At 63.4% G+C, this 26153-nt stretch carries 19 protein-coding genes; 8 read left to right on the forward strand and 11 right to left on the reverse strand.

Features of this window, described 5'->3' with window-relative positions; genetic code table 11:
• Positions 1-23 precede the first annotated feature (23 nt).
• The 3 genes from BUC04_RS10705 (at position 24) to BUC04_RS10715 (ending at position 3890) form a co-directional block, all read left to right on the forward strand.
• A complete protein-coding gene (locus BUC04_RS10705) occupies positions 24-2459 on the forward strand; it encodes a DMSO/selenate family reductase complex A subunit (RefSeq protein WP_067656587.1) in 2436 nt (811 codons plus the stop codon).
• The gene (locus tag BUC04_RS10710) at positions 2456-3127 is read left to right on the forward strand and encodes a DMSO/selenate family reductase complex B subunit (RefSeq protein ID WP_067656590.1); all 672 of its coding nucleotides are present in this window, start codon (positions 2456-2458) and stop codon (positions 3125-3127) included. The genes BUC04_RS10705 and BUC04_RS10710 overlap by 4 nt, the downstream gene beginning before the upstream one ends.
• A gap of 112 nt (positions 3128-3239) precedes the next feature.
• Positions 3240-3890: a TorD/DmsD family molecular chaperone gene (locus BUC04_RS10715; RefSeq protein ID WP_067656593.1), complete on the forward strand. Its 651-nt coding sequence runs from the start codon at positions 3240-3242 to the stop codon at positions 3888-3890.
• 88 nt (positions 3891-3978) lie between these two features.
• Here BUC04_RS10715 and BUC04_RS10720 read toward each other — a convergent pair whose 3' ends face one another.
• The 4 genes from BUC04_RS10720 to BUC04_RS10735 all read right to left on the reverse strand — a co-directional run bounded on the left by BUC04_RS10720 (position 3979) and on the right by BUC04_RS10735 (position 8399).
• A complete protein-coding gene (locus tag BUC04_RS10720) occupies positions 3979-4854 on the reverse strand; it encodes a LysR family transcriptional regulator (protein WP_067656596.1) in 876 nt (291 codons plus the stop codon).
• A gap of 3 nt (positions 4855-4857) precedes the next feature.
• On the reverse strand, positions 4858-5199 hold the full coding sequence (locus BUC04_RS10725) for an SMR family transporter (RefSeq protein ID WP_200804680.1): 342 nt from the start codon (positions 5197-5199) through the stop codon (positions 4858-4860).
• Positions 5196-5537 (reverse strand): SMR family transporter, encoded by a 342-nt coding sequence (locus BUC04_RS10730; protein WP_067656598.1) that lies wholly within the window; start codon positions 5535-5537, stop codon positions 5196-5198. Before BUC04_RS10730 ends, BUC04_RS10725 begins: the two co-directional genes overlap by 4 nt.
• A 111-nt stretch (positions 5538-5648) precedes the next feature.
• A complete protein-coding gene (locus BUC04_RS10735; protein WP_067656601.1) occupies positions 5649-8399 on the reverse strand; it encodes an ATP-binding protein in 2751 nt (916 codons plus the stop codon).
• Between the two features lie 52 nt (positions 8400-8451).
• Here BUC04_RS10735 and torT point away from each other — a divergent pair, with 52 nt between their 5' ends.
• Complete coding sequence (gene torT, locus BUC04_RS10740) at positions 8452-9480, forward strand: TMAO reductase system periplasmic protein TorT (protein ID WP_067656604.1); 1029 nt, start codon at positions 8452-8454, stop codon at positions 9478-9480.
• On the opposite strand, the gene torR is transcribed toward torT, so the two are convergent.
• Entirely contained in the window at positions 9441-10163 is a 723-nt protein-coding gene (gene torR / locus BUC04_RS10745) for a two-component system response regulator TorR (RefSeq protein ID WP_067656607.1), read from the reverse strand. The two genes, torT and torR, sit on opposite strands and share 40 nt — an antisense overlap.
• Before the next feature lie 194 nt (positions 10164-10357).
• On the opposite strand from torR, the gene BUC04_RS10750 reads away from it, so the two are divergent.
• Positions 10358-11398, forward strand: coding sequence for a LacI family DNA-binding transcriptional regulator (locus tag BUC04_RS10750; protein WP_067656610.1), 1041 nt, complete (start codon positions 10358-10360; stop codon positions 11396-11398).
• 3 nt (positions 11399-11401) lie between these two features.
• On the opposite strand, the gene BUC04_RS10755 is transcribed toward BUC04_RS10750, so the two are convergent.
• From BUC04_RS10755 to BUC04_RS10765, 3 genes are all read right to left on the reverse strand, one after another.
• Positions 11402-12490 carry a transporter substrate-binding domain-containing protein gene (locus BUC04_RS10755; RefSeq protein WP_067656613.1) on the reverse strand — a complete coding sequence of 363 codons (1089 nt, stop codon included), beginning with the start codon at positions 12488-12490 and terminating at the stop codon, positions 11402-11404.
• Between the two features lie 527 nt (positions 12491-13017).
• Positions 13018-14697, reverse strand: a complete 1680-nt coding sequence (locus BUC04_RS10760; protein ID WP_067656616.1) for an alpha-amylase family glycosyl hydrolase — start codon at positions 14695-14697, stop codon at positions 13018-13020.
• 86 nt (positions 14698-14783) lie between these two features.
• Positions 14784-16295: an MFS transporter gene (locus BUC04_RS10765; RefSeq protein ID WP_067656619.1), complete on the reverse strand. Its 1512-nt coding sequence runs from the start codon at positions 16293-16295 to the stop codon at positions 14784-14786.
• Positions 16296-16497: 202 nt separating this feature from the next.
• Here BUC04_RS10765 and BUC04_RS10770 point away from each other — a divergent pair, with 202 nt between their 5' ends.
• From BUC04_RS10770 to BUC04_RS10780, 3 genes are all read left to right on the forward strand, one after another.
• On the forward strand, positions 16498-16869 hold the full coding sequence (locus BUC04_RS10770) for a hypothetical protein (RefSeq protein WP_067656622.1): 372 nt from the start codon (positions 16498-16500) through the stop codon (positions 16867-16869).
• Positions 16870-16874: 5 nt separating this feature from the next.
• On the forward strand, positions 16875-17900 hold the full coding sequence (locus BUC04_RS10775) for a Solitary outer membrane autotransporter beta-barrel domain (protein ID WP_067656626.1): 1026 nt from the start codon (positions 16875-16877) through the stop codon (positions 17898-17900).
• A gap of 133 nt (positions 17901-18033) precedes the next feature.
• Entirely contained in the window at positions 18034-18573 is a 540-nt protein-coding gene (locus BUC04_RS10780; RefSeq protein ID WP_067656629.1) for a porin family protein, read from the forward strand.
• A gap of 109 nt (positions 18574-18682) precedes the next feature.
• On the opposite strand, the gene BUC04_RS10785 is transcribed toward BUC04_RS10780, so the two are convergent.
• The 3 genes from BUC04_RS10785 to BUC04_RS10795 all read right to left on the reverse strand — a co-directional run bounded on the left by BUC04_RS10785 (position 18683) and on the right by BUC04_RS10795 (position 25668).
• Positions 18683-21217 (reverse strand): alpha-amylase family glycosyl hydrolase, encoded by a 2535-nt coding sequence (locus tag BUC04_RS10785; protein ID WP_067656632.1) that lies wholly within the window; start codon positions 21215-21217, stop codon positions 18683-18685.
• A gap of 150 nt (positions 21218-21367) precedes the next feature.
• Positions 21368-22861 (reverse strand): tryptophan halogenase family protein, encoded by a 1494-nt coding sequence (locus BUC04_RS10790; protein WP_067656635.1) that lies wholly within the window; start codon positions 22859-22861, stop codon positions 21368-21370.
• Positions 22862-22941: 80 nt separating this feature from the next.
• Positions 22942-25668 (reverse strand): TonB-dependent receptor, encoded by a 2727-nt coding sequence (locus BUC04_RS10795; RefSeq protein WP_067656638.1) that lies wholly within the window; start codon positions 25666-25668, stop codon positions 22942-22944.
• Positions 25669-26153 lie beyond the last annotated feature (485 nt).

Below are 26153 nucleotides of genomic sequence, written 5' to 3' on the forward strand. Positions count from 1 at the left end.
ACACAACACAACAAAGGTTTTCGATGCAACGGCGTGATTTTCTGAAGATGAGTGCGGCGCTGGGTGGCGCCGCCGCCCTGGCAGGTTGCCAGCGTCCCGAGGCTACGGCCGAGCCCCTAAGCGAAGAGCAGGTGAACTGGAGTGCCTGCCTGGTGAACTGCGGCTCCAACTGCCCGCTCAAGGTCTACTCCCGGGACGGCATGATCACCCGCATCGAGACCGATCACAGCTTTGCCGATGAGTACGGCAACCACCAGGTGCGCGCCTGCCTGCGCGGCCGCAGCGTGCGCCAGCGGGTGTACGCCCCGGACCGGCTCAAGTACCCGATGAAGCGCACAGGCCCCCGCGGCAGCGGCCAGTTCCAGCGCATCAGCTGGGAGGAGGCGCTGGACAGCATCCACGCCAAGCTTGGTCATGTGATCAAGGAATACGGCAACGAGTCGGTGTTCTTCACCTACAACTCCGGTGCCTACTACAACTTTGGCGGCAAGCAGAACTACTACCGGCTGATGAACCTGCTGGGGGGCTACCTCAACAGCTACGGCGATTACAGCTGGGGCCAGATGTACCAGGCCGCCCGCTATACCTTCGGCAGCGAGGCGCTGGCCTACCAGGGCAGTGCCATGGCGGAGATGCAGGCGGCGGATCTGGTGCTGATGCTGGGCTACAACCCGTCGGAGATCCGCATGAGCGGCTCCGGTGAGGCCTACGACTTCCTGGTGATGAAGCAGCAGCTGGGCTTTAAGACCATCATCGTTGACCCCCGCTATACCGACTCCGCCCTGGGTAAGGAGGATCAGTGGCTGCCGATCCGCCCCGGTACCGACGCCGCCCTGGCGGAAGCGATCGCCTACCAGCTGATCCAGCATCACGGCGTCGACCAGGCCTTCCTGGATCGCTATTGCCAGGGCTATGACGAACGCACCCTGCCCAAGGGCGTACCCTTCAAGGCCAGCTACAAGGCCCACATCCTCGATATCGAGCAGCCCGGCGACCAGCCCGGCGCCAACGCCCGCACCCCGGAGTGGGCTGCGTCGATCACCGGGATCCCGGCGGCGCAGATCCGTCAGCTGGCGCAAACCCTGGCGCAGACCGCTGCCACCGGCAAGGTCTATGTCCAGATCGCCGCCTCCCTCAACCGCCACGCCGCGGGGGAGAACACCATCCGCGCCATGTACATGCTGCCGCTGCTGCTGGGCCAGGTGGGCCTGCCGGGTACCAACACCGGCGCCCTGCCCTCCGGCAGCAGCCTCAGCGCGCCGGTGATGCCCACCGGCGATAACCCGGTAGAAAGTGCCATCTCCTTCTTTACCTGGACCCAGGCGGTACTGGATGGCCAGAACATGACGGTGCAGCGGGACGGCGTGCGCCTGCCCGAAGACAAGCTGGACGAGCAGGGCGACGGCCGCCTGGGTCACGACATCAAAGCGATCATCAACTACGCCGGCAACGCGCTGATCAACCAGCACGCCGACGCCAACCGCACCGCTGAGATCCTCAAGGACGACAGCCGCTGTGAGTTCATCCTGGTGGTGGACAACTGGATGACCCCCAGCGCCGAGTACGCTGACATCATCCTGCCGGACGTCACCTGGCTGGAGAGCGAGGATCTGATCACCCAGGGCTACGCCGCCGGTAACACCGGCACCCTGGTGCAGATCAGCAGCGCCATCGGCCCGATGTTTGAGTGCCGCAACTCCTATGATGTCTGCACCGAGCTGGCCCGCCGCTTTGGGGTGGAACAGGCCTTCACCGAGGGCAAAAGCGCCCAGCAGTGGCTGGATCAGTTCTATGCCGAGGCCCAGGCCGCCAATCCGGGCCTGCCAGACAAGTCGGTGATGCTCAAGCAGGGGGTCTATCGCCAGTACCTGCCCAACGGCAGCCACATCGCCTTGCAGGATTTCCGTGACGATCCGGAGGCCAACCCGCTGGCCACGCCGTCCGGCAAGATTGAGATCTACTCCAGTGAGCTGGCGGACAAGGCCGCTCGCTGGCAGCTGCCGGCAGACCAGGTGATCAGCGCCATTCCCCAGTACTGCGCCACCGCCGAGGGGGCGGAAGATCGGGATGGGATGCGTCGCTATCCGCTGCAGCTGACCGGTTACCACACCAAGGGCCGGGTTCACTCCAGCTATCACAACGTGCCCTGGCTGCGCGAAGCGGTGCAGGATGCGGTGTGGATAAGCCCAATGGACGCTGAGGCCCGCGGCCTGGCCACCGGCAACCGGGTCCAGGTGTTTAACGACCGCGGCACCATCGAGGTGGAGGTCAAGGTCACCCCGCGGATCATGCCCGGGGTAGTCGCCCTGGGCCAGGGCGCCTGGTACCAGGGCGGCGACGTCGACAAGGGGGGCTGCCTTAACACCCTGACCAGTCAACGACCGACCCCCTTGTCCAAAGGCAATGGCCAGCACACCAACCTGGTTGAGATCCGAAAGATCGCGGAGACAGACGCATGAGAGCACCGGAGCAATACGGCTTTTACATCGACACCAGCAAGTGCACCGGCTGTAAAACCTGCCAGATCGCCTGCAAGGATAAGAACGACCTGCCGGTGGGGGTGAACTACCGCCGGGTGTACGAGTACGGCGGTGGCGGTTACCGGGTCAACGACGACAACAGCATCGAGGTGCAGGACGTCTACGCCTACTACACCTCCATCAGCTGCAACCACTGCAGCAAGCCGGCCTGCGTCAAGGTGTGCCCCACCGGTGCCATGCATAAGCGACGCAAGGACGGCTTGGTGCTGGTGGACAAGGAGGCCTGCATGGCCTGCGGTCGCTGCCACCAGGCCTGCCCCTATGACGCGCCACAGATGGATTTCGAGGCCGGCCATATGACCAAGTGCGATGGCTGCCACGAGCGCATTGCCGAGGGCCGCCTGCCGGTGTGTGTCGAGTCCTGCCCGATGCGGGCGCTGGATTTCGCGCCGATGTCGGTGCTCAAGGCACGCTACCCGGACACCACCGAGCTGGCACCGCTGCCCAAACACAGCCTGACCGAGCCGAATCTGCTGATCAAAGGCAACAAGCATCAGCGCGCCAGCGGCGCCGGTGACGGCGAGGTGTTGAACTGGGCCGAGGGTTTGATCAATTTCCCCTGGGAAAAGCAGGGCAGCCTGGGCTAAACGAACCGCTTTCTTGATCTGGATCGGGGCAGGTGCACCGACAGTCACCATACTGACCTTAGGCCGCAAGAGGGATACTGCGGCCCTGTCGTAAAACGGAAGGAGTGAGCGCATGGACCGGGATACCCGAGCCAATCTGCAGGCGGCAGCCCAGGTGCTGCACTACGCCCTGTACCATCCACCCACTGAGCTGTTCCTCCAGCACCTGACCTCGGTGCATGCGGATCAAAGCTGGCCCCCCTACTGCCCAGCCGAAAGCCCTGCGGCAGCGATCCAGCAGGAGGCGCTGGAGCAGCTGGGCCGTGCCTTGAACCTGGTCAGTGAGGACCCCAGCCAGCTGGCACTGCTGCAGCGGGACTACCAGGCGCTGTTCATCGGCCCGGGCGCACTCAAGGCGATCCCCTGGGGCAGCCCCTACCTGCATGAAAAGCGGCAACTGTGTGGCCCCTCCACCCTGGCCCTGTCCCAGTGGCTGACGGCCCAGGGCATCGAACTGAACCTGGCACAGAACGAGCCGGTGGATCACATCGGCCTGCTGTTGTCGGTGGTGGCGCTGCTGATCCATGACCCCAGCCGGGATGACGATCTCCGCGCGTTGTTGGCGCAGCATCTGCTGCCCTGGTCCACCCCCATGCTGGCCGGGATGGCGCAACAGGCCGACACCGAGTTCTACCGGGCCATCGCCGGACTGACCCAGGCCCTGCTGTTGCATTTGCAACACGATCTCGCCGTCACCCCGGTGGCTCAGCGGCTTTACCTTTAGGCTCTACCGGTAAGCTCTATCGGTAAGCTATACCGGTACAAATACGCCAATAAAAAAGGCCGCACACTGTGCGGCCTTTCTTTGTTTTCTAATCATCCTGCTGCAGGGTATCAAACACCGCCTCGATCCAGGCCTGGGAGATCGGCCCCGGGCCGCCCTCCATCAGATAGGCAGCCTGGTACGGCTGCAGTTCACTGCTGTGGGGGTGGCGCAACACCCTGAAGGTCTCCTGGCGCAGGCGAGCGCGCACCAGCGGTGCCGGCAACCAGGCCCAGCCGATGCCCTGCTCCACCAGGTCACGCAGCTGCTCGAAACTGGACATCGCCACGTGGTCGGCACTCTCCCGGGGGGCCACCGCCACCCGGTCCGCCTTCCAGTAGGACAACAGCAACTGGGTGCTGCGAAACAGGTCTGCGTCGGTGACCGGTCGCTGCGACGCCAGCGGGTGATGCGAGGCCACCACCCGCTGCATCCGCACCCGGCCCAGCTCCTCCACCTGTACGCCAAGGTGACGGTTAAGATTCAGGCCGAAGGCCAGATCCACCGCCCCCTGGGCCACCATCTCCACCAGCTCCTGGGGTGGCGCCAGTACCATGGTAACCCGGGTGTTGGGAGCCTGGGCCTTGAGGCTGGCCATGATCCGGGCCCACTGGGCCTCAGGCAGGGCGTCATCCCGGGCGATGCGGATCTCCATCTCTTGACCCTGGGACCACTGCCGGGCCCGGGTGGTCAGCTGCTGAGCCAGCTGCAGCATGCGCTGGCAATCGGGCAACAGGGCACGGCCCGCCTCGGTCAACACCACCCGGTTGCCGCTGCGCTCAAACAGCGACAGACCCAGCTCATCCTCCAATGAGGAGATCGCCAGGCTGATGCTGGTGCGGCTGCGATCCAGCTGTCGACCCGCCCCCGCCAGTGAGGCGGCCTCCGCGGCCAGGACAAAGGCCTCCAGTTGCTCCAGTTTCATCGATTAGCCCATCTTCATTACGATAACGGCGAGGATCATCACCACCATGCCGAGCCAGCCCTTCCAGCCCAGCTTATCGCCATTGAGGAAGTAGCCCAGGATCGCGGTCCCGGCGATACCCATGGCACCCCAGCTAGCGTAAGCCACGGCCAGTTCCATGTAGGCAATCGAGAAGGAGAGCAGGGTAAAAGCCCCCCACACCAACAGGACAGCCATCACTGCCATGCCTTTCTTGCGGAAACCATCACTGCGGCTAACGAAGCCATTGGCGGCAATGTCCAACAGCGCGGCCAGGATGACGTAACCAAAACCGCCCATCACACCGGCACCCATTAACGAACTCATGCGTGACGCTCCTCTTCATCCCAATGCAGCAGGCCCATGCCCACCAGACACAACGCGATACCGGCCCACATCGGCCCGGTCAGCTCCGCATTTAGGAACAACACAGATACGATGGCGATCAACAGTACGCCAAACCCTTCCCAGAAGGCGAAAGCCACGCCGATGGAGATCTTGCGTGCCGCCAGGGCCAGGAAGTAGTACGACAAGCCCAACAGGGCATACATGGCGCCGTACCCCACAGCCGGGTGCCAACCCAGCTGCGTCATCAAACTCATCACACTGGTTCCTGACACCTCGGTCACGATCGCCAGTGCCAGGAAGAACCAAGCTGCTCTCACTTTTCACTCCAAATCACTCACTGCGTCATTGCAGCGAGGGGAAGTGTAGGGAGAGTCGCCTTTGGGCACGAACCCCTGAGCGTTAGCTTTTATAACGCTAGTCTTTTTAAGCTAGGGATTCAAATAGCGCTCTAGCTGTGCGACGCCCAGCTCTAACGCATTGATAAGTTGAGTTTGATAACGCTCAGAGGGAGACTTCTCCAACTCTGCCGCGATGCCTGCAGCTTTTGTGAGCGCTAAAGCGCCGCACGCTCCCTTGAGTTGATGTGCCAGCGGGATCAGTTCGGGATCCGCCACTGACAGCCCGCTTAGGCGTTGCTGCAGCGGCGTCAGCGCCGCCGCCATGCGCTGCATTCGAGCTCGGCCCAGTACCGCCAGATCCGCCGCCAGCTGGGCATGATCCAGGGTGTCGCCGGTGGGCAGACGCTGGGGTGGACGGCGCCATTGCCGGCCCAGGGCGGCACCCAGCTCAGCCAGGCGCAGGGGTTTGGCGACAAAGCCATCGAATCCAGCCTGGAGAAAGCCTGCGACCTGGCTGTCAAATACGTGGGCCGACATGGCGATGCAGGGCAGCGGGGTGCCCTGGTGAGACTCATGGGCCGGCTTGAGCCGACGCTGCAGCTCGGTGCCCTCCATATCCGGCAGTTGGATATCCACCAGCGCCAGGTCAAAGGCCTGCTCGGTAACCGCTGTCAGGGCTGCTTCGCCGCTGGCAACCCGGCGGTGGCGCTGCCCCAGCTTGTCGAGAAAGCCCTCCAATACCAGGGCATTGGTGTCGTTGTCCTCCACCACCAGGCAATGCAGATCCGATGGCAACGCAGGCAGCGCCGCCGATTGGCTGGGCCGGGCGCATGGGGTTAGGGACAGGGTCAGCATGAAACAGCTTCCCTCCCCCGGTGCGCTTTCCAGGCTAAACTCGGCCGACATCACCTCGGCCAGGCGCTGGCAGATCGCCAGACCCAGCCCGACGCCACCCTGGACCCCGGATTGCAGCCCTGACTGCAGTTGGTAAAAAGGTTCGAACACCCGGGCCTGCTGCTCCGGGCTCATTCCCGGTCCGCTGTCGCTGACGTGAAAGCGCAGTTGGTGGGCACCGCCCTGCTCCGCCAGCTTAACCAGGCCCAGGTCGACCCAGCCCTCGCCGCCGTGCTTAATGGCGTTACTGACCAGGTTGAGCAGGATCTGGCGCAGCTTGCCCTCATCCCCAAGGTAGGCCGGTGCCAGGCCACTCTCCCGTTGCAGATTCAGGCTCAGACCGGCCCGCTGGGCCTGAGGCTCCAACAGCTGAACCACCCCCTGCAGCAGCTTGTCCGGTTCGAATGGGCGGGTCTGCAATGGCAGGGTACCGGACTCGATCTTGGTGTAATCGAGCACCTCACTGAGCAGTCCCTGCAGCGCTTCTCCGCAGTCGCGGATCTGGTCGAGGTATTGGGTTGCAGTGGGATCCAAGGGTTGGTCCGACAGCAGCTCGGCGCTACCGAGGATGCCGTTCATCGGCGTGCGGATCTCATGGCTGATGGTGGCCAGGAACACGCTCTTGGCTTTGTCCGCCTGCTCGGCCCGGCGCTGGGCCTGGGTGCGCTGGGCTACCTCCTGGGCCAGCTGCTGATTGGCCTGCTCCAGCTGTTCGGTACGCTGGGCCACGGTGTGCTCCAGCTGCTGTTGATGGCGCTGCAGCGCCTGTTCCGCCTGACGACGGGCCAGCGCAGTCTGCTTAAAGGCGGTAATGGCGCCGGCCAGCTGAGCCAGCTCGTCATGACCGTGCACCGGCAGGGTGACAGACAGATCGCCGCGGCTCAGTGCCACCAGAGCCTGGGTGGAGTCCTGCAGACGCAGCGCCACATCCCGGTATACCCAGCGATACACCAGCCAGGCGGCCAGCAACAGCGCCACTATACCGATCCCCACCAACACCAGCCGGGCACGTTGCAGTGCTTCGGTGGCGGCCTGATAGGCCAGGGCCGTGGCGCCGTCGCCTTGCTCCAGTCGCGCTGCGACCAGATCGTTGAGGCGATCAAACTGGGCCTGGATCAGCCGTCGCTGGTTGCGGATAAGCTGGGACTGAAGCTGGGCCTGGCGCTGCCATTGGAACAGGCGCTGGCCCTGGTTAAGCTCTTCGACCCGACGCTGGATCCGCCCCGCCCGCTCCGGATCCTGTACCCCGGGCAACAGCAGGGGCAAGTCCGCCACCGCCTGCTGATAGGCCTGTGCTGCGGCCGAGCCCGCCTCGCCACCGCGCGCCAACAGGGCCAGCAACAGCTGGCCACTGGCTTCCAGCTCCGACATCGACTGCCATTGAGCCAGGTCCTCGAACAGCAGTGCCGCCAAGGCCGGCTCCAGTCCCGGCCCGGCTCTCAGCGCCAGGGTACGGGCCACCAGGGCAGTCTGAGCATTGGCCACCTGGTTGCCCGCCAACCCCGCCAGTGCCACCGCCGCATCCTGCAGTTGTGGCGCCAGCGCCTCGATGGCCTGGCGCTGCTGATTGCGGGCCACCACCAGCTGCCCCAACTGCGCCAGCGCCAGTGGCAGGGTACGCTGCAGATCCATTGGCATGGGATCGCTGCCCAGCAGCGCCTGCAGGCCGGCGCCCTGTCGGCGCAACTGCTCGCTCAAGCGCTCGCCGTCCTGAACCCCGTTGGACTCCAGCAGCAGCTGGACGGTGAGATCGATCTGGGTGCGCAGCGCGGCCAGTTGCCGGGCCTGTTCCCGCACCGGCAGGGCCTGCTCCCGCAAAGCCCGTTCTCCCAGGCTGACCCGTTGCAAGCCCCACCAGCCCACCGCTGCCGCCAGCCCGGACAGGGCCGCCAGCAGGGCAAAGGCCAGCAGCAACTTGCCGGTGACACTCCGGCCTGGGCGCAGCATGGGGAAACTCCTCTAAGCTTGGTTTAACCCAGTGTAGGTGTTGGAGTTTGTCTTGCTCTTTCCATCCTGGTTGGGGCTGCTGACCCTGCTTTCGGTGCAGTTGTGGCAGCCGGGCAACCAACAGCCACAACAGGCCGTGCCCTGGTCGTTGCTGACCTCAGTCCAGGCCCCCTATCAACTGTGCGCATTGTTGCCGCACCTGAAGGATACCTACTGGCTCAGCGTCCATGCCGGCATGGTGGAACAGGCCCAGGCCCTGGGGGTGGGGCTGATCACCATGGAGGCGGGGGGCTACGATCACCAGGCAACCCAACTGGCGCAACTGGCCCGCTGCCGCCAACAGGGCAGCGATGCGGTGCTGCTGGGCAGTGTTCGTTACCGTCTGGCGGAGGAGATCAAGATAGCGGCGCAGCAATTGCCGGTCATCGCGGTGGTGAACGAGGTGGAGCCAGGCTACCTGGCCGGACTGGTCGGCGCCTCCTGGTACCAGGTGGGGGTGAACCTGGCGCAGGTGATCAACCAAAAACCGGGGCATCAGACCCTGGTGTTGATGTTTGGCCCCAGCGAGCGCGGTGGCAACCGCTTTATCGAGCAGGGGCTGAGGGACACCCTGAATCCAGAGGCGAAGATCCTGGCCAAGCTGCATGGCGAGAACAGCCTGGCGGTGCAGCGTCGCTTGCTGCGCCGCTACCTGGCCCAGTCAGAGCCACCGGATTGGTTGCTGTGTGGCGCCCTGTGTGCCGAGTCCGCGATGTCTGAGCCTCTGCTGGAGGCCCACGGCACCCATATCCTCTCCAGTTACCTCAGCCACAGCACCTACCAGGGGCTGCGCTTTGACCGCCTGGCGTTCAGCAACGACGACCAGATGCGCACCCAGGGCCGCCTGGCGGTGGACCTGGCGCTACGAGCACTGCAGGGGGAGAGCCTGCCCGCTGCCATGGGGCCGCCGCTGAGGGGGCTGACGCCCGGCAACCTCAGTCCAGCACGGCAGCGCCAGGTGGAGCAGCAAAGCCTTTCGCCCCCGGACTTCCAGGCCCAGTTTCAGCTGGCCCCCAGGGTGACCCCGGCGGCGAACAGGTAGCCTTCGCCGTGCACGGTGACAAACAGCTTGGGCCAATCCTCCTCCCCCTCCATCTTGCTGCGCAGTCGACGTACCAGTACATCGATGGTGCGGGTGGAGGGAGCATCCACCCGGTGCGATACCAGCCCCAGCAGGCGCTCACGGGGCATCACCTGTTGCGGATGACTGACGAAGGCCTGCAATAGTTCGAATTCGGCGGTGGTCAGCGGCACCGGGATGCCATCCCGGCTCAATTGCCGGGCCAGGCCATCAAACTGCCAGCCGGCGAAACGATAGTGGGGGGTCGCCGGGGTTTGTTGGGCCTGACGCGCTAAATCAATGCGCCACAGCAGGTTCTTTACCCGCACCAGCAGCTCCCGCATCGGTACCGGTTTGGTGACGTAGTCGTCCGCCCCCATCTCCAGGCCGACGATGCGATCCACCGCCTCGTCGCGACCGGTGACCAGGATGATGCCGATGGTAGAGTGGCTGCGCAGCTCCCGGGTCAGGGCCAGGCCGTCGCCGTCCGGCAGCGACAAGTCCAGCAGCACCAGGTCATACTCCTGCTGCGCCAGGCTTTGCTGCATCGCCTTGGCGCAGTCCGCCACGGCTACCGCGTAACCGGCCTGCTCGAAATAGCCCTGATGTCGCAGCCGGGTGGTCTCGTCGTCCTCCACCACCAGCAACCGGTGTGCGTCGGTCATGCTCGTCCATCCTCCTCTTGCCTGCCGACGAGTATAGGAGACGGCGCTGCCACGGGGCCGGACTGCTGCCGAGCAAACTGCGATGAACCTCTTGAAATGGCGGGGATTTACCCCTGTAGTGCCGTCGCTTTTGGTGCAGGGCACCGGTTGGGGTATAGTGCTGGATACAGGCTCAAGCCCCAGGCCAGACCAACTTGAACAAGAATAAACCCACCTCCTTCGACATCGCCCACCGGGCTGGGGTCTCCCAGTCCACGGTTTCCCGCGCCCTGCGCAACAGCCCCCAGGTCAAGCAGGAAACCATCGAGCTGGTGCACCGCATCGCCAAGGAGCTCAACTACAAGGTGGACAAGGCCGCCAGCAGCCTGCGTTCGCAAAACAGCGCCACCCTGGCGCTGCTGCTGTTTGAAGACCCCACCTCGGACGATTCGCTGATCAACCCCTTCTTCCATGCGATGCTGGGCAGCATCACCCGGGCCTGCGCCAGTCATGGCCAGGACCTGCTGATCTCCTTCCAGCAGCTGTCGGACGACTGGCATGCGGATTATGAAGACAGTCACAAGGCGGATGGCTTGATCCTGCTGGGCTACGGCGATGCCATCGACTACGAACCCAAGCTCAAGCAGCTGGCAGCCCAGGGCACCCGCTTTGTCCGCTGGGGGCCGCAAACCGGCTCGGATCTTGGCCTTGTGATCGGCTGTGACAACCACCAGGGCGGCTACGACGCCACTGCCCACCTGCTGAGCCTGGGCCACCGCCGCATCGCCTTTATCGGCACCGCCTCTAATCACTATCCCGAGTTCTTCCAGCGCTACCAGGGCTATGTTCAGGCCCAGGTGCAGCATGGCGTGGCCATCGACCCTACCCTGCAACAGGACGCCATTACCAACGAGGAGGCGGGCTTTCAGGCCACCCTGGACCTGCTGGATCGGGTCAGCGGCCTGGACGCGATCTTTGCCGCCAGCGATCTGATCGCCATCGGTGCCATTCAGGCGCTGAAAAGCCGCGGTTTGAAGGTGCCCAACGACGTGGCGGTGGTGGGTTTTGATGACATCCAGATCGCCCGCTACAGCTCGCCGCCACTGACCACAGTACGTCAGGACACCGGTCTGGCGGGCAAGGTATTGGTGGAGACCCTGCTGAGCCTGATCAAGGGCGACGAGGTGGCCGCTCCCACCATCCCGACCCAATTGATTATTCGTCGCAGCTGCCACACGCCGGACGACGGGCAGTAACCCTCAGGGGCCGAAGGCCTCCTTCAGCGTCTGGCGCCACTCCGGCGTCTGACGAACCTCCAGCAGCGCCTGATTGAGTGCCTCCCGATGGGGGCTGTCGTTGGGCATCACCAGGCCATAGTTCTGTCGCGAGAAGCGGTAGGGCAACACCTCCAGCCCCTGCAAGGTGCCCTCCGCCTGAGCCTGGCGGATGGTGTAGCGCAGCACCGCATCGTCGGCCACTACCGCATCCAGGCTGCCCTGCGACAGCGCCTGCATCATGCCATCCAGATCCTCAAAGGTCTGGTGGGCGATGCGCTTGTCGCTGAGGTAGGTGGCGGCGGTGCTGTCGAGCTTGGCCCCCACCCGCTTGCCCGCCAGATCACTAGGGCCGGAGATGTCCGAGCTGAGCACCCCCAGGGTGAAGGTACTGGCCAGTACCGCGGTGATACTGGCGATAAAAAAGGTGGTGAATATCGCCAGCATCACCGTCAGGATCCGACCGGTCAGGGTCTGGAATTCGTAGTAGTTGAACGGCCCCTTGGTGATGAACAGCAGCCCCAGCAAAAAGCCCTCCACCAGCCGTCCGGCGCGGGTTTTCATCGAGTAGAGCTTGTCGTTCTGGCGATGCTCCAGGTAGTAGAAGATGGAGCCGACGATCCCCGCCGCCAGGAAGGCGATGCCCAGCACCTTCCACAGCTTGGGGTTGGTTAACACATTGAGGATTACCCCCCCCAGGCCCTGGGGGTTCACGGCGATGGCCAGGTGGGTCTCGTAGAAGGAGTGGGAGAAATCCAGCACCGCCTCCCGTTCCGGGGTGATGGAGATGCAGGACACGCCCAGGGCCAGCTGTCCCTGGGCCACCTGGTCCAGCAGGTCTTCCAGTTCGTGATTGCTCACCTCGTAACTGAGCCCCATCTTCTCTGCAATCTTGCTCCACAGGGTCAGGCTCAAGCCGGTGTAGGTCTTGTCGTCGTTCTCAATCACAAAGGGCGGGCAGTTGTAGCTGCCCACCGGCACCGTTTGCGCTTGCGCGGGAACCCCAAGGACCAGCCCGAACCACACCAGTACCCCCGCCAGGATTGCCGCCTTGCGGCTGCCTTGTTTGCCCATCCCACCCTCGCTTGCTATGCCCGACACCGCAACGAAAGCCCAAAGTATATGCCGGGAATCAGACCGCTGCGGCGCCAGTGAGTGCCCAGTAATCAGCAAGCCCAGGCGGACAGCGAGCCAGCCGGGCAAAAAAACGGCCTGTCCTAGTTAGGTGTTGAACTCACCCTACTCACTTAATCCAACAGAACTGTGTGACCCGCCAGCCCTTCGCCGACTTGGAGTCGCCCGAACGAAGTGGCCAAAGACCAGACTGAAGGCCAGGACGGCCTGAGTGGCTTGCGGAGACAGGGATGTCGACTCAAGCCAGAGCCGCAGACTTTGGTTACGAAAGAGAGGGTTAGCGACGACTGGAGGCAAACGGGGGTTCCAAGGGGGCGGAACGCCCCTTTGGTTGCTGCCGGCAACCCGGCAAAGCTATTAGGAGAGAATGATATTGAAAATCATCAGGTTAACAGGAGGAACAGTTAAATCGGACAGAGCAAAAAAACGCCGCCCCAATGGGCGGCGTTGCGAAGCCTGACAGACCGCTACTTGGTCGGCAGCTGACCGTGGCGGTTGGCCATCAGTCGATCCAGCTCGGCAATCAAGGCCTCGCCCTCGATGGCGCCATCGCGGACCCAGACCTGGACGCCGTGGCCGCCCACCTCGGCATTGAGGCTGTCGCCGGCGGCCAGGGTACGCTGCTCGCCGCTGAGGGCTTCACGCCACTGGCCCGGCTGCAGGTACTGGCTCACCTCGAAGCTATGGGCATCGTCGGCCTTGTTGAGCAGCACCAGGGCGGTCTGGCCCCCTTCTGCCTGCTGCACTACACGGTAGAACGCCGCCTGGTCTGCGCCAAACTCCAGGTTGACCTGCAGCCCCCGCTGCAGAGCCGGGGTTTGCTGGCGCACCTGGGCGATGCGGATCAGCGACTGACGGATCGGGTGGTTGCGGGCCGCCTCGACCCCGTCCTGGCCGAAGTAGTTGCGGTTGCCGCTGTGCTCGGCCTTACCGCGCATAAAGCCCATCTCCGAGCCGTAGTAGACCACCGGGATCCCGCGGGCGGTGAACAGCCAGTTGTGAGCGTCGATGAAGCCGTTGTCGTCGGCGTCCATGCGCGGCATATCGTGGTTGTCGTAGAAGGTGGTCAGCTCGTAGGGGTTCTGGTACGCACCGTTCTCCAGGTGCAGGGTTGGCAGCAGGGAATCGAAGCCCTTGCCCTGCTCAAACACCCCGGCCAGGGCCTGCTTCATCGGGAAGTCGAGCACGCTCATCCCACCGTTCTGCTCGTAGGTGTAAGGGGCGATCCCCTCGGCGGTGTAGTCGAACACCTCACCGAACATGAAAAACTCCGGGTGCTGCTCGCGGATACGGGCAGAGAAGGTACCCCAGGAGGCCTTGTCGACGTGGCGGACGGTATCCACCCGGAAGGCGGTGGCGCCCTGCTCAATCCACTGCAGGTAGGCGCCAACGAAGTAATCCATCACCTTGGGTTTGCGATCGTCCATGTCCCCCAGCTGAGCCAGGTCCGGTTCGTTACGGAAGAAGGCATGCAGCGGGTTGTTGTCCGGGTCGAGATCCTGTGGTGCCAGGTTCTGGTGATCGGCCACCAGCTTACCCTCGCCATCGAACAGCTGGCCGTAGGGCGGCTGCGGCTCTGGCATGGTGTAGGCTGGGCTGCCGTGGTTGAGCACGATGTCCAGCACGGTACCCAGGCCCTGCTCCTGCATGGCGGCGGTAAAGTCCTTGAAGCGCAGGGACTCTGAGCCCCAGTGCTTGTCCTCTTTGTAGAAGTTGATGCCCCAGTAGCCGTGGTAGGCAGACTTGCCCAGATCGGTGCCGATGCCACCGGGGGTGATGGGGAAGCCACCGCTGAACGCCTCTGCCGGGTTCTCCACAATCGGGGTGATCCAGACCGAGCTGAAGCCCATCTCGCGGATGTAATCGGTGTTGTTGAGGATCCCCTGCCAGTCGCCGCCGAGGAAGCCGACGTTGGCGCTGTCGCCATTGTCCCAGTTCAGCGGGATGTCCCAGCCGCTGTCCTGCTCAAAATTGTTGCTCGGGTCGCCGTCGACAAAACGATCGGTCACCACGAAATAGACCGCCTCGCTGGCAAAGGGGTGCTCGGTGCCGGCATAGGGGGTCAGGGGGGCGTCTGCCGTCTGGCCGGCGCCACAGCCGCCGAGGCCAAACACTGCCATCAGTGCCAGAGTGATCTTGTTGTGCATTCTTGGTTACTCCGTTAGGCAAGAAAAAGGCGGCGCCGAAGGTCGTGCCGCCCGAATTGGGTCGCGCCGAAGCGCCGTATCTGGGATCAGGTGGCCTGGGCCGCCAGCTCGTCTTCCGGCTTCTTCACCGTCAGCATCGACAGCGCCGCCAGACCGAAGCTCACCGCGCCGATGGCCATGGCGTAGATGGGTTGGTTGTCGAAGCCTACCCGCAGCAGCATGCCCAGCACACTGGCCGCCAGCAGCTGAGGGATCACCAGGAACAGGTTAAAGATCCCCATGAACACCCCCATCTTGTTGGCGGGCAGCACCCCGGCCAGCAGGGCGTAAGGCAGCGACAGGATGGAGGCCCAGGCGAAGCCGATGCCGACCATGGAGAGCATCAGCCAGGCAGGGTCGTCGATCACCATGATGGAGGCCAGACCGGCGGCGCCCAGCAGCAGGTTGATGGAGTGGCTGAAGCGGATGCCGATGGCGGAGACCATCATCGGGATGATCATCGCAGCGATGGCGGAGAAGCCGTTGTAGCCGGCGAATAGCATACCCACCCAGTTAGCGCCCTCGTTGTAGGCAGCGGAGCTGGTGTCCATGGTGCCGTAGTGCACCGAGGTGACCGCCGCGGTGGTGTAGATCCACATGGCGAACAGGGCAAACCAGGAGAAGAACTGCACCAGGGCCAGACGCTTCATCTGGTCCGGCATGGCGTAGAGATCCGCCATCACCACATCGGTGCCATTGTGGCTCTTGCCCGCCTTGCGGCGCTGACCCACGTAGGCCTGCAGCAGGGCAAAGGCCAGCAGGGAGATGGAGAGGATGTAGAGCTGCTTATCCAGGCCCAGGGCCCAGATCACCCCGGTGCCCACCAGCGCTGGCAGGAACCAGGCCACGGCGCCCTTGAGCCACAGCTCCGGCGCGCGCTCCTGGATCGGTGCCCGCTCGACCTTTTCGGCGGCTTCAAAGGCAGCCAACTGCTCCGGGCTGTACTCTCGGGTGCGCAGCACCGTCCAGCCCACCGCCAGGAACAGCACCACGGCACCGAAGTAGAAGGCATAGCGTACGGTATCCGGAATGGCCCCTGCTTCCGCTTCGTTGCTGACGCCGTATTGAGCCAGGATCCAGGGCAGCATAGAGGCCACCACGGCGCCGACGCCGATAAAGAAGCTCTGTACCGCAAAGCCGGTGGGCTGCTGGGACTTGGGCAGGTTGTCGCCGACCAGGGCACGGAACGGCTGCATCGAGACGTTGATGGCGGCGTCCATGATCCACAGCATCGAGGCGGCGAACCACAGGTAGGGGGAGTTGGGCATGGCGATCAACGCCAGGCTGGTGACGATGGCACCGTACAGGAAGTAGGGACGGCGGCGCCCCATCTTGCCCCAGGTCTTGTCACTGAAGTGGCCGACGATGGGCTGAACGATCAGGCCAGTCACCGGGCCGGCGATCCACAGGATAGGGATAAGATCCATATCCGCGCCCAGGGTCTGGAAGATCCGGCTGACGTTCGCGTTTTGCAGGGCAAAGGCAAACTGGATCCCCAGGAAGCCGAAGCACATGTTCCAGATCTGCCAAAAACTCAGTTTGGGTTTGTCAGTCACCATCCGTTTCCTCTAGTTTTTCTTCCGTGGTGAGGCCCGAACCGCCTTGGTATGAACCGGAAAACTCGCGCCATGAATACTCGGATACTATGCAAGATGCGCTGATCACAACAAGCATCTGCATACGTATTCATGGGCGTATTCACAAGGTTGTCAGGGCGATGGGATACGCCGACGGCGACCATAACACGACGAGGACTGGGATATGAAAACCACGTGGATAGCGCTGCTGCTTGGCGCCGTGATCAGCCTGGGTGTCCAGGCTGGCCATCATGGCGGTGGCCACGCCAAGATGCAGGAGATGCTTAAGCAGGAGCTGCAGCTCAGTGAAGCGCAGGGCCAGCAGTTTGACCAGCTGTACCAGGACCTGCGCCAACAGTGGCAAAGCATCAAGCAGAGTGATGTCAGCCAGGAGGAGAAAAAAGCCCAGATGCAGGCGGCGCGCGAGTCACACCAGCAAGCCCTGAGAGCCCTGCTCAATGACGACCAATGGCAACGATATGAAACCTTGCGTGATGCGCACCACGGAAAGGGCTACCATAAAAAGCACAAGGATAAGTACGACACTAAGGCATAACGACGATGATGGAGCCCCGACGGCAGGATGCTGGTTCAGGACGCCCCGCTCTACTGGGGCGTCTTTGTGTTCTCACCGCCCTGGCGGCACCGGCACAGGCCAATGTCGTTGAGGAGCTTGAGACCTTTATCCGCGACAACATCGAGCAGACCTTTGCCGCCACCGTACTGATCACCGACCGCCAATCCCTCAGCCTTGGCTTCGTCAACTTCGACCCTAATGAGATCCTGCCCATCGACGACCCCAACCTGGGGGACGAAACCTCGGTGGAGCTGCGCAACGAGTTAAGTGTTTACACCCTGCCACTGGACTGGAACCTGTGGCAGCAGGATACCTGGCAACTTCAGCTGCATGCCCGCGCCGGCTACGTGCGGGTCAACCAGCGACTGGCGCTGTTCGGTGATCTGGAGGCGGTTACCGACACCAACCGGGACGAAACCTTTGATCTGTTCCTGCAGCCCCAGCTGGTGTGGGACTTCGGTCGCCGTTGGCAGGGCCGTTTCGGCATGGGCGGCCACCTGACCCGCTACAAGAACAAGTTTGAGTACCGCAACCCTCAGACCCAGTCGCTGGAGGATATCCTCGAGGGCAACCTGTTCAACTTTTCCGTCGATGCCTGGCAGCTGCAACCGGAGCTGCTGGTGCGCTATCGCCACCAGCGAGGCCGCACCTACTGGCAGTACCAAAGCGCCTACAGCTACTTCTGGGGCAAGACCTTTAACCTGGACAACCCGCTACACCGCGCCACACCGGAGGGGGCACGCTGGCTCAACGGCGTCTCCATGCGTCGCCCGCTGCCGGATCTCTTCCTGACCCAGCAGGATTACCGTCTCGGTCTCAACCGCATCGATATCCGCGGCGACGTCACCACTCCGTTCGATACCCACTACTACTACGAGTTCATCGCCGAATGGCTGATCAACACCAAGGGTAAGGTGCCCTGGCTGGATAACGTGGGACTGGGTTTGCTGTTCAACTATGGCAGTGCACTGAAAGGCGCCAGCCTGGTGCTGGTGTACAACGTCGACTGACCCCAGATCACCCTGTTCACTGGCCAACCCCTCCCCCTCGACTAAGCTCTGTGTGCCCTCACCTTTGGTGCGGGCACTGCCTGAGCGGGCACCAACTGCGTGTTTCTGCCCGCCATAAAACGAGGAGGATAGGATGATGACCACCCGTAAGCTTTCGCTGCTTTGCGCAGCGTTAACGGCCCTGATATTGAGCCCACTGGCCCAGGCTAAGGATGAAGGCCTCTATCTTGGCGTCTCGCTCGGTGCCGCCACCATCAACCAGGAGGGTAGCGATCCGGACCTTGGCGATTTTGAGATCGACTCAAGCGATTTTGCCTGGAAGGTGTTTGCCGGCTACCAGTTCAATGGCGTGCTTGCCGTTGAGGGCGGCTACCGTGAGCTGGGTTCTGCCGAGAATAGCCTGGTTAAGACCGATCCCTACGGCATCGACGTCTTTGTGATCGGCGGGATCCCACTGGGGCCACTGCGTGGCTTTGGCAAGATAGGCGGGATCTACTGGGACAACGACACCGACTTTGCTGACACCAGCATCAGCGATGATGGCTTCGACCTGGCCGCCGGCCTGGGGCTGGAGTTTGAGCTGGGCAGCTTCGCCATCCGTGGCGAGGTGGAGTACCTGGACGTGCTGGATGAGACCTGGATGTACACCCTGGGGGCGACCTTTACCTTCTAAGGGCCCAGTCCTACGCAGCACTGTTGCGTCGCAAGCCAGCGCCGCCCCAAGCTTTGGGGCGGCGCTGCTGTTTACAGATGTTGTTAATAGAGCCAGGGCATGCACTGGGTCAGGGGGTCAGTTCAACCCACAAAGCGTCCATCACCTTGGGGCCATTGACCTGACCGCCAAAGCTCCAGGGGCCGGCCTCGCTCTCCAATGGGCGCAGCGCCCCCTCGCCGGTGCGATCCCAGGTGGTAACGTAGACCCCCACCCCGCGCCAGTCCTCAATCCCCAGGCTCCGCCCGCGATAGCTCAGGGTAATGGTGCCTTTGTCCTTGTCCACCCGAACCTGGGGCACCGGTGTGACCGCCGTTCCGCCCCGCTCCGAGGTGGCGCCCTCGGCCAGGAACAGGCCATTGCCCCAGCCAAACAGGCTGTGGCCCAACTGCCAGCGCCGACCGTCAGGCATCGAGGCAGACTGGCCCGGCAAGGCCGTAGCGGCTGCCAGGGTGGGCTGCGCCAGTTCCACAGCGCTGAGGTCGAAGAAGATCTGGAAGCTGACGTTGTCGAAGCCGTTGCTGGGCAACCAGCCATCACTGATCTCAGCCATCGTCAGGGTCAGCTCAAGCACCTCGCCACCGCTGCGCAGCCGGGCACCGCGCAAGTCATGCTGGCTGCCACTGGCCTCATGGCTGGGCGGTTGGTAGCCGCTGCGGTAGCCCGTCGGCGAGCTGACCTGGGCCGATTGCGCCGGCTCGGTTCGCCGGGTTTGATAGGCAATGGGGGCGGTAGCCTGATTCAAAGCCGGCACGTAGAGCGACAGACTGCGCTCGGACGTGCCCAGGTCCGCCACCGGTAGAGTGGCCTGCCAGCGGCCATTGGCAGCCACCTCCAGAGCCTTTGCCCGGTCCAGATCACCGTCCTCAACCAGGTAGAGCGCCAGGTCCGGCCGGGCAAATTGGCCAGCGATGACCGTCGGTTCGGTCAGTAGCTGTCCGGCTAGGGGGGTATCCAGGCTCAGTGCAACCGGCGCCGGTGTTTCGTTACTCTGCTCAGCCTCCTGCCAGGCGTAGACTCGAAACGCCCGGGGAGGCAGTGCCAGGGTCAGGCTCTGGTTCACCGTCGTCGGTTGCGCCTCGGCGCCGGGCTCCAGCAACAATGGAGTCAGCTGCCCCCGCCCCAGTTCAACCCCACTGACCAGCTGGGTTCGGTCGGAGGTGTTGAGCAGCACCACCAGGCGACGCCCTAGGTGGATTCGTTCAAACGCCAGCAGCCCGGGTGCCTGCTGCTCTGCTGCCAGTACGGTCAGGCTACCGCGACGAAGTGCGGACTCACTCTGGCGCAGCTGCGCCAGTTGCTGGGTCCAGCGGTAGAGTGGCGCCTGGGTATCAAACTGGTCACGGTCACTGAGATAGCCTCCGGCAAACATCGCCTGACGGCTATGACGCAGCCCCTGCTCATCGCCCTGGTAGATCACCGGGATCCCCGGGATGGTGAAGATCAGCCCCAGCGCCTGTTGCAGCCCTGCCTCCGAGCCACTGGCAAGGAAACGCGGGGTGTCGTGGTTATCGATGAAATTGGGGATCACATAGGGATCCGGATAAAGCGCCATATGCTGGCGTAGCCGGTAGGCCAGCTGCGCCGGCGGCTGGCCCTGGGCCAGCACCCTGCCCAACTCAAAGTAGAGCGGGAAGCCGATCACCGAGTTGAGCTGCGGTGCAGACTCGCTGCCCAGAAAGGCCGTGGCGATGCGCTCCCCCCGGTCGGTCATCGGCGGCGAGTCCTCAAACACCTCGCCAAAGGCCAGGAAGTGATCACGGCCGGTCTGCTTGGCGGCCGCCATGATGCCATCCTCGGCCCAGAAGAAGTCACGCCAGAACTCATGCTCGACGTACTTGGCGGTATCCACCCGGAAGGCATCCACCCCCACCTGGCGGATCCAGTCACCGTAGCTTTGCTTGAGCACCTGGCGCACCTGCGGATGGCCGGTGTTGAGATCCGCCAGGTTGGTCAGTTGGTAGCTGAACTGCTGCACCGGATCGCTGTAGTCCTGGATGGGCGGGGTCCAGTGGTAGATGTCGGCGGCGGCCTGGGCCGGGTCCAACCTGTCGAGCTGGTCAAAGGGGGCCTGAGTCGGCCGCCGATCCCCCGGGTGGTTGGCCGGGAACAGGGTGAAGTGCTCGGCGGTGTTGTCGGGGTTGTAGTCGCCGTCATAGCCAAAGAAGTTGCCGGTGTGATTCACCACGATGTCCTGGATCAGGTACATGCCGCGGCGATGCAGGGCATCGGACAGGCCCTGGTAGCTGGCCAGATCGCCGTAATGCGGATCCACCTGGCTGAAATCGGTGGCCCAGTAGCCGTGGTAGCCGCCGTATTGGCCGCGCTCATACCACCACTGGTTGGCCACCGGCGGCGTCAGCCAGACCGAGGTCGCCCCCAGCCCCTGGATGTAATCCAACTGCCGACGGATCCCGGCCAGGTCACCGCCGCTGTAGTGGCTGCCCAGTGCCGGGTTGTAGACCCCGGCGCCCTGGTCGTTATTGCTGGGGTCTCCATCGGCAAAGCGGTCCGTGAGGACAAAATAGATCACCTGATCGCGCCAGTCCGGCGACGGGACGTGCAGCAGCGGCTCCGCCTCTTGGGCCACAGCCAGGTTACACACCCCCGCCAGCAGCGCGGCGACAAAAAGCCTCCCTTGCCTGGGTCGAACTCGCTTTGCCCTGGCGCCCGGTTTATGCATGCCAAGCGGGCTTGCATCAACAGGGCCTGCATACGTATGCAGCACTGCGCTTGCTCTTGGTTGCATCGCTGGCTACTCCTTGGCTTGCGGGCAGTAGCGCTGCAAGAAAGCGCGATGGCTGGGCATCCCCTGCAGCGTGCCCATCACGATGGTGCGCAAGTGGCCCAGGTAGTCACGCCGCTCCGCCGGGCTCAGGGCCGCTGCCAACGGGTGCGCCTGTTGCGGTCGCAGCCCCTGGCCCAGCATCACCTGGACCCAGGCCACCTCGGTAAACAGCTCGTCGCTGTCCCGCAGTACCCTGCCCTGCTCGGCAAACAGCACCAGCTTGTGGGACAGGCTGTCGGGCAGACTCATGCTGCGACAGTGCTGCCACAGCGGCTCATCACGGCGATTCAGGTGGTAGTGCAGGATCAGGAAATCGCGTACCTGTTCAAACTCCCGCTGGCTCTGGCGGTTGTACTCCGCCGCCAGGGAGTCCATGGGCCCATGGTTGGGGAACAGCTTCAACAGCCGCATGATGCCGGATTGCACCAGGTGGATGCTGGTGGACTCCAACGGCTCGAGAAAGCCCGAGGCCAGACCCAGTGCCACGCAGTTGCGCAGCCAGGGCTGGCGCCGTCGGCCGGTGCGAAAGCGCAGCAGCTTGGGCTCCGCCAGGGGCTTGCCCGGCAGGTTGGCCAACAGGCTTTCCTTAGCGCTCTGCTCATCCTGGAAGCGACTGGAGAACACCAAACCGTTGCCGATGCGGTGCTGCAGCGGGATCTGCCACTGCCACCCGGCTTCCCGGGCAATAGAGCGGGTGTAGGGGGCGATGGACTCCGCCCCTTCGCAAGGCACCGCCCAGGCCCGGTCACAGGGAAGCCAGTGGCCCCAATCCTCGAAACCGCTGCCCAGGGCCTGCTCGATCAATCGGCCAGCAAAGCCGGAGCAGTCGATAAACAGCTCCCCTTCGATGCGCTGACCGTCCGCCAGCTCCAGCGCCTGGATCTGGCCGCTGTCGGGACACAGTGGCACTCGCACCACCTCGCCGGCGACCCGACGTACGCCGAGGCGCTCACTGTAACGGCGCAGGGTTTGGGCATAGCGGTGGGCATCAAAATGGTAGGCGTGAACCAGCCCGCCGAGCATCTTGCCCTGGGGTGGAGAGGGCAGCAGCACCCGACCAGCCCGGGCGGCCTGCTCGTTGAGGGAGTAATCCCAGAAGCGTTCGGTCTCCTCCCCCGCCTGCAGCCAGTAATGGTGGAAGGGAGTCAGCCCCAGGTCTTTGCCCACCTGACCGAAGGCGTGCATGTAGCGCTCCCCCGCCCCACCCCAGCCCTCGAACTGGATCCCCAGCTTGATACTGGCGGCAGTGGCACTCATAAACTCCGCTTCCGACAGCCCCAGCGCCTGGTTAAACAGCTGCAGTGGCGGGATGGCCGCCTCGCCTACGCCCACGGTGCCGATCTGCTCCGACTCCACCAGGGTGATGACCAGACTCGGCCCCAGCATCCGCGCCAGCATGGCGGCGGCCATCCAGCCGGCACTGCCACCGCCGAGGATCACAACCCGTTCCATTGGTTTCATAACGCTTCCTCTTAAAACCACAAAGGCCCCTGTAACCACGGGTCACAGGGGCCTTATCTCACTTACCGTGTCAGCACGCCTTAGAAGGTGTAGCTGCCGCCCACCAGGAAGGTACGACCGTAGCTCTGGTAGTCACGCACCAGGCGCGTATCTTCATTCTCATAGGTCATGAAGGGCTCGTCGGTCAGGTTGAGCACCTGGGCCAGCAGGGTCAGCCCCTCCAGCGCCGGGATACCGGAACCGGAGAAGTCGTAGCCGATCTGGGCGTCAACGATGGTCTCTGCTTCTACAAAGCGCTTATCCCGTGCCAGGCTGAGGCCACTGACCTCACCCAGGAACTCGGAGCGGTAGCGTGCGCTAAGCCGCGCCTGGAAGCCGTAGTCTTCGTAGTAGAAGCTGGCGTTAACCACGTCTTCTGACAGACCGGGCAGGTCCAGCGGCTCGGTGTCCGGGCCTTCCTGCACCTCACTGTCGGTGTAGGAGTAGTTCACCGAGAAACCAAAGCCAGACAGGGCATCGTGCACCACGTCGCCGGTGACGGACAGGGTCACTTCACCACCCCAGATGTAGCCGCCTTCACCGTTCTGCCAGATGCTGACGTAGCCTTCACGCAGGGCCGGCTCCGGACCGGAAACCGGGATCCCGCTGAAGTCGCCGATGGTCTGCTGCTGGTAGATGTAGTTTTCCAGGTCCTTGTAGTACAGGGCTACGGCAAAGTAGCTGGAGCTGGAGAAGTAGTTCTCGTAGCTCAGATCGTACTGCCAGGCCATCCAGGGCTCCAGCTCCGGGTTACCGCCGCTGCCGCCCCAGGGGGAGTTCTCGATGTCGGTCTCGTCAACGTTCTCGGCGTTGTAGGACAGCTCCAGGCTGGCGTTCATCTGATCCATGCGGGCACGGGCCAGGGTGCGGGCGATACCCAGACGCACGTACTGGTCGTTGGCCACTTCCAGGCTCAGGTTCAAGCTGGGCAGGAACTCCCAGTAATCGCTGCCACCGGACAGGGGCACCACCTGGATCTGGCCGTTCTCATCCACCAGGGTACCGAAGCCGTCGGAGCTTTGGTCGGTGTAGACCGCCTGGGCACCCACGTTACCCTTCAGCGGCATCTCACCGACTTCGGTGAGGATATCCAGCTTGGTGTAGAGGGTGGTCACCGCCTCGTCGACGGTCCAGGATTTGGTCTGACGCCAGGCATCCAGCTTGAGGGCATCGAACTCGTTGTAGAAGTCGCCGCTGCCATAGAGGCCACGGGAGTCGTAGCTGAGCAGATCGCCAATACCGATGAAGTCCAGGTTGACCGGCGACAGCAGGTACTCGGACGGCACGGTGGTGGCGGCATCGTTCTTCAGCTGCAGGTAGGCGGCGTTGTAGACCTTGTCCTTGCTGCGATCGGTGTGGTTGACGCCGAACTCCACCTCGGACAGGGCACCGGATTCGATGATGCGGGCGGCGCTCAGGCGCACGGCGGACAGCTCATCTTCCAGGTCGATGTCGTTGATGAAGCCATCCTGGATGCCGTTGGCAAAGCCCCAACCCTGGGGGTTACCCAGTTGCACCAGCGCCGGATCGGCGTAGTTGGTGTTGTTGCTGAAGCGGGCGCCTTCGCTGGTCATGGCAAAGCCGAAGGTGTCCTGCAGGCCCTCGTCGTAGCCACGGCCGATACCGGCATAGCTCTCCAGCGAGAAGGTGCGGCTGGAGGCCTTGGAGTAGGACAGGTCTGCCTCACCGCGCCACAGATCGGAGAAGTTGTACTCCAGGTTCCAACCGATGGCGGCCAGATCTGCATCGCGGTCTTCGTAGTCGTTACGCAGCACCGGCTTCACGCCGCTGAAGCTGCCTTCGGTGATCAGGCCGTCTTCCACCACGATGCTGTTGGGATCGAGCTGAGCGGCACTCCACTGCAGCGGGATCTCGGCGCCACGCAGGCTGTAGTTGTCGGCGAAGTCGGTGTAGAACAGGTCCAGCACGGTGTGGAAGCGGTCGTTAGGGGCGTACTCGATCACCGCCATAACGCCATCACGCTGCAGCTCAGAGGACTGCACGTAGGGCTTGTAGCCGCCCATCACCAGGTTGCCCTCGTACTCGGGGTAGCCCCAGATGTGGGTGCGCTCGAACTGGCTCGGGCTGGACATGGAGGAGAGGCCGATGGCCAGGCCCAGGGTGTCGTCCAGGAACTGGTCGATGTAGGACAGGCTGAAGCGGTAACCGTCGTCATCCACGTCCGGGTTGAGCTGGTCCATGTCGTTCACTTCGTAGCGGCCGTTGACCACTACGGTGCGCTGACCGTGGGCCAGCGGACGCACGGTTTGCAGATCGATGGTGCCGCCGATGGCCTGGGCGGTCACGGTGGCATCCGGGGTCTTGTACACCACGGCGCCGTTGATCAGCTCAGACGGGTACTGGTCAAACTCGACCCCGCGGTTTTCGTTGACGGTCACCTGTTCGCGACCGTTCAGGGTGGCGGTGGTGAAATCCGGTGCCAGACCACGGACCGACACCACGTTGGCGCGGCCGTTGAGACGCTGGGTGGTCAGGCCCGGCAGACGGGCGAGGGATTCGGCGATGGAGTTGTCCGGCAGCTTACCGATGTCCTCGGCGGAGATCGCCTCGACGATGGAGCTGTTGTCCATCTTCTCGGCTTGGGCGGCGGTCAAACTGCGGCGGATCCCGCGTACCTCAATCACTTCGGTATCGGCTTGCTCGGCAGCTGCCTCGGTGCCTTCGGCAGGCTCAGCGGCGTATACCACGCTGCTCAGACCCGCCGCCACCAGGGCAACGGTCAGTCGGTTGGGTTTGAATGGTGTCATGGTCTCTCCCCTTGCGGTTTCTTATCGTCCTTGTCGCCGTTGCTCCCGGGCTCTACCGCTTCGACCCCCCGACAGGCAACGTTGCAAGCTCGTTACTTGTTGTTAACGGATGTTAATCAGGGGGTGGCAACGCCGACAACGCGCTGCATACGTATTCATGGGGCTGGCCACCAGGGAAACCCGGCCGCTGGCGGCCGACCTATGGTGCTGGCAAAGCAGGAGCCGGCAAGGGAGAGACACTAATAAAGTTAATTGATTCAAAAGCTTAATAGTCAGCGCCAGAGAGTTGCGTTCGATAGTGATACCGCTATCGTCCAGCGACCATCCCGCCTGCCGCGCTGTCAGCGTAATTTGAACCTTTTTTCCAAGCTCGATCACCTTTGGTCTGTCCAATTCGCCAATTGTGCCGAGATCGCTGTGAATTCCCGTTAGAGCAAAGACTCACGTATCGGCGTGGGGGGCAGAACCCGGGGGCTCAGGCACAA

This window comes from Ferrimonas marina (genome assembly GCF_900129905.1).
Classification (GTDB): Bacteria; Pseudomonadota; Gammaproteobacteria; order Enterobacterales; family Shewanellaceae; genus Ferrimonas; species Ferrimonas marina.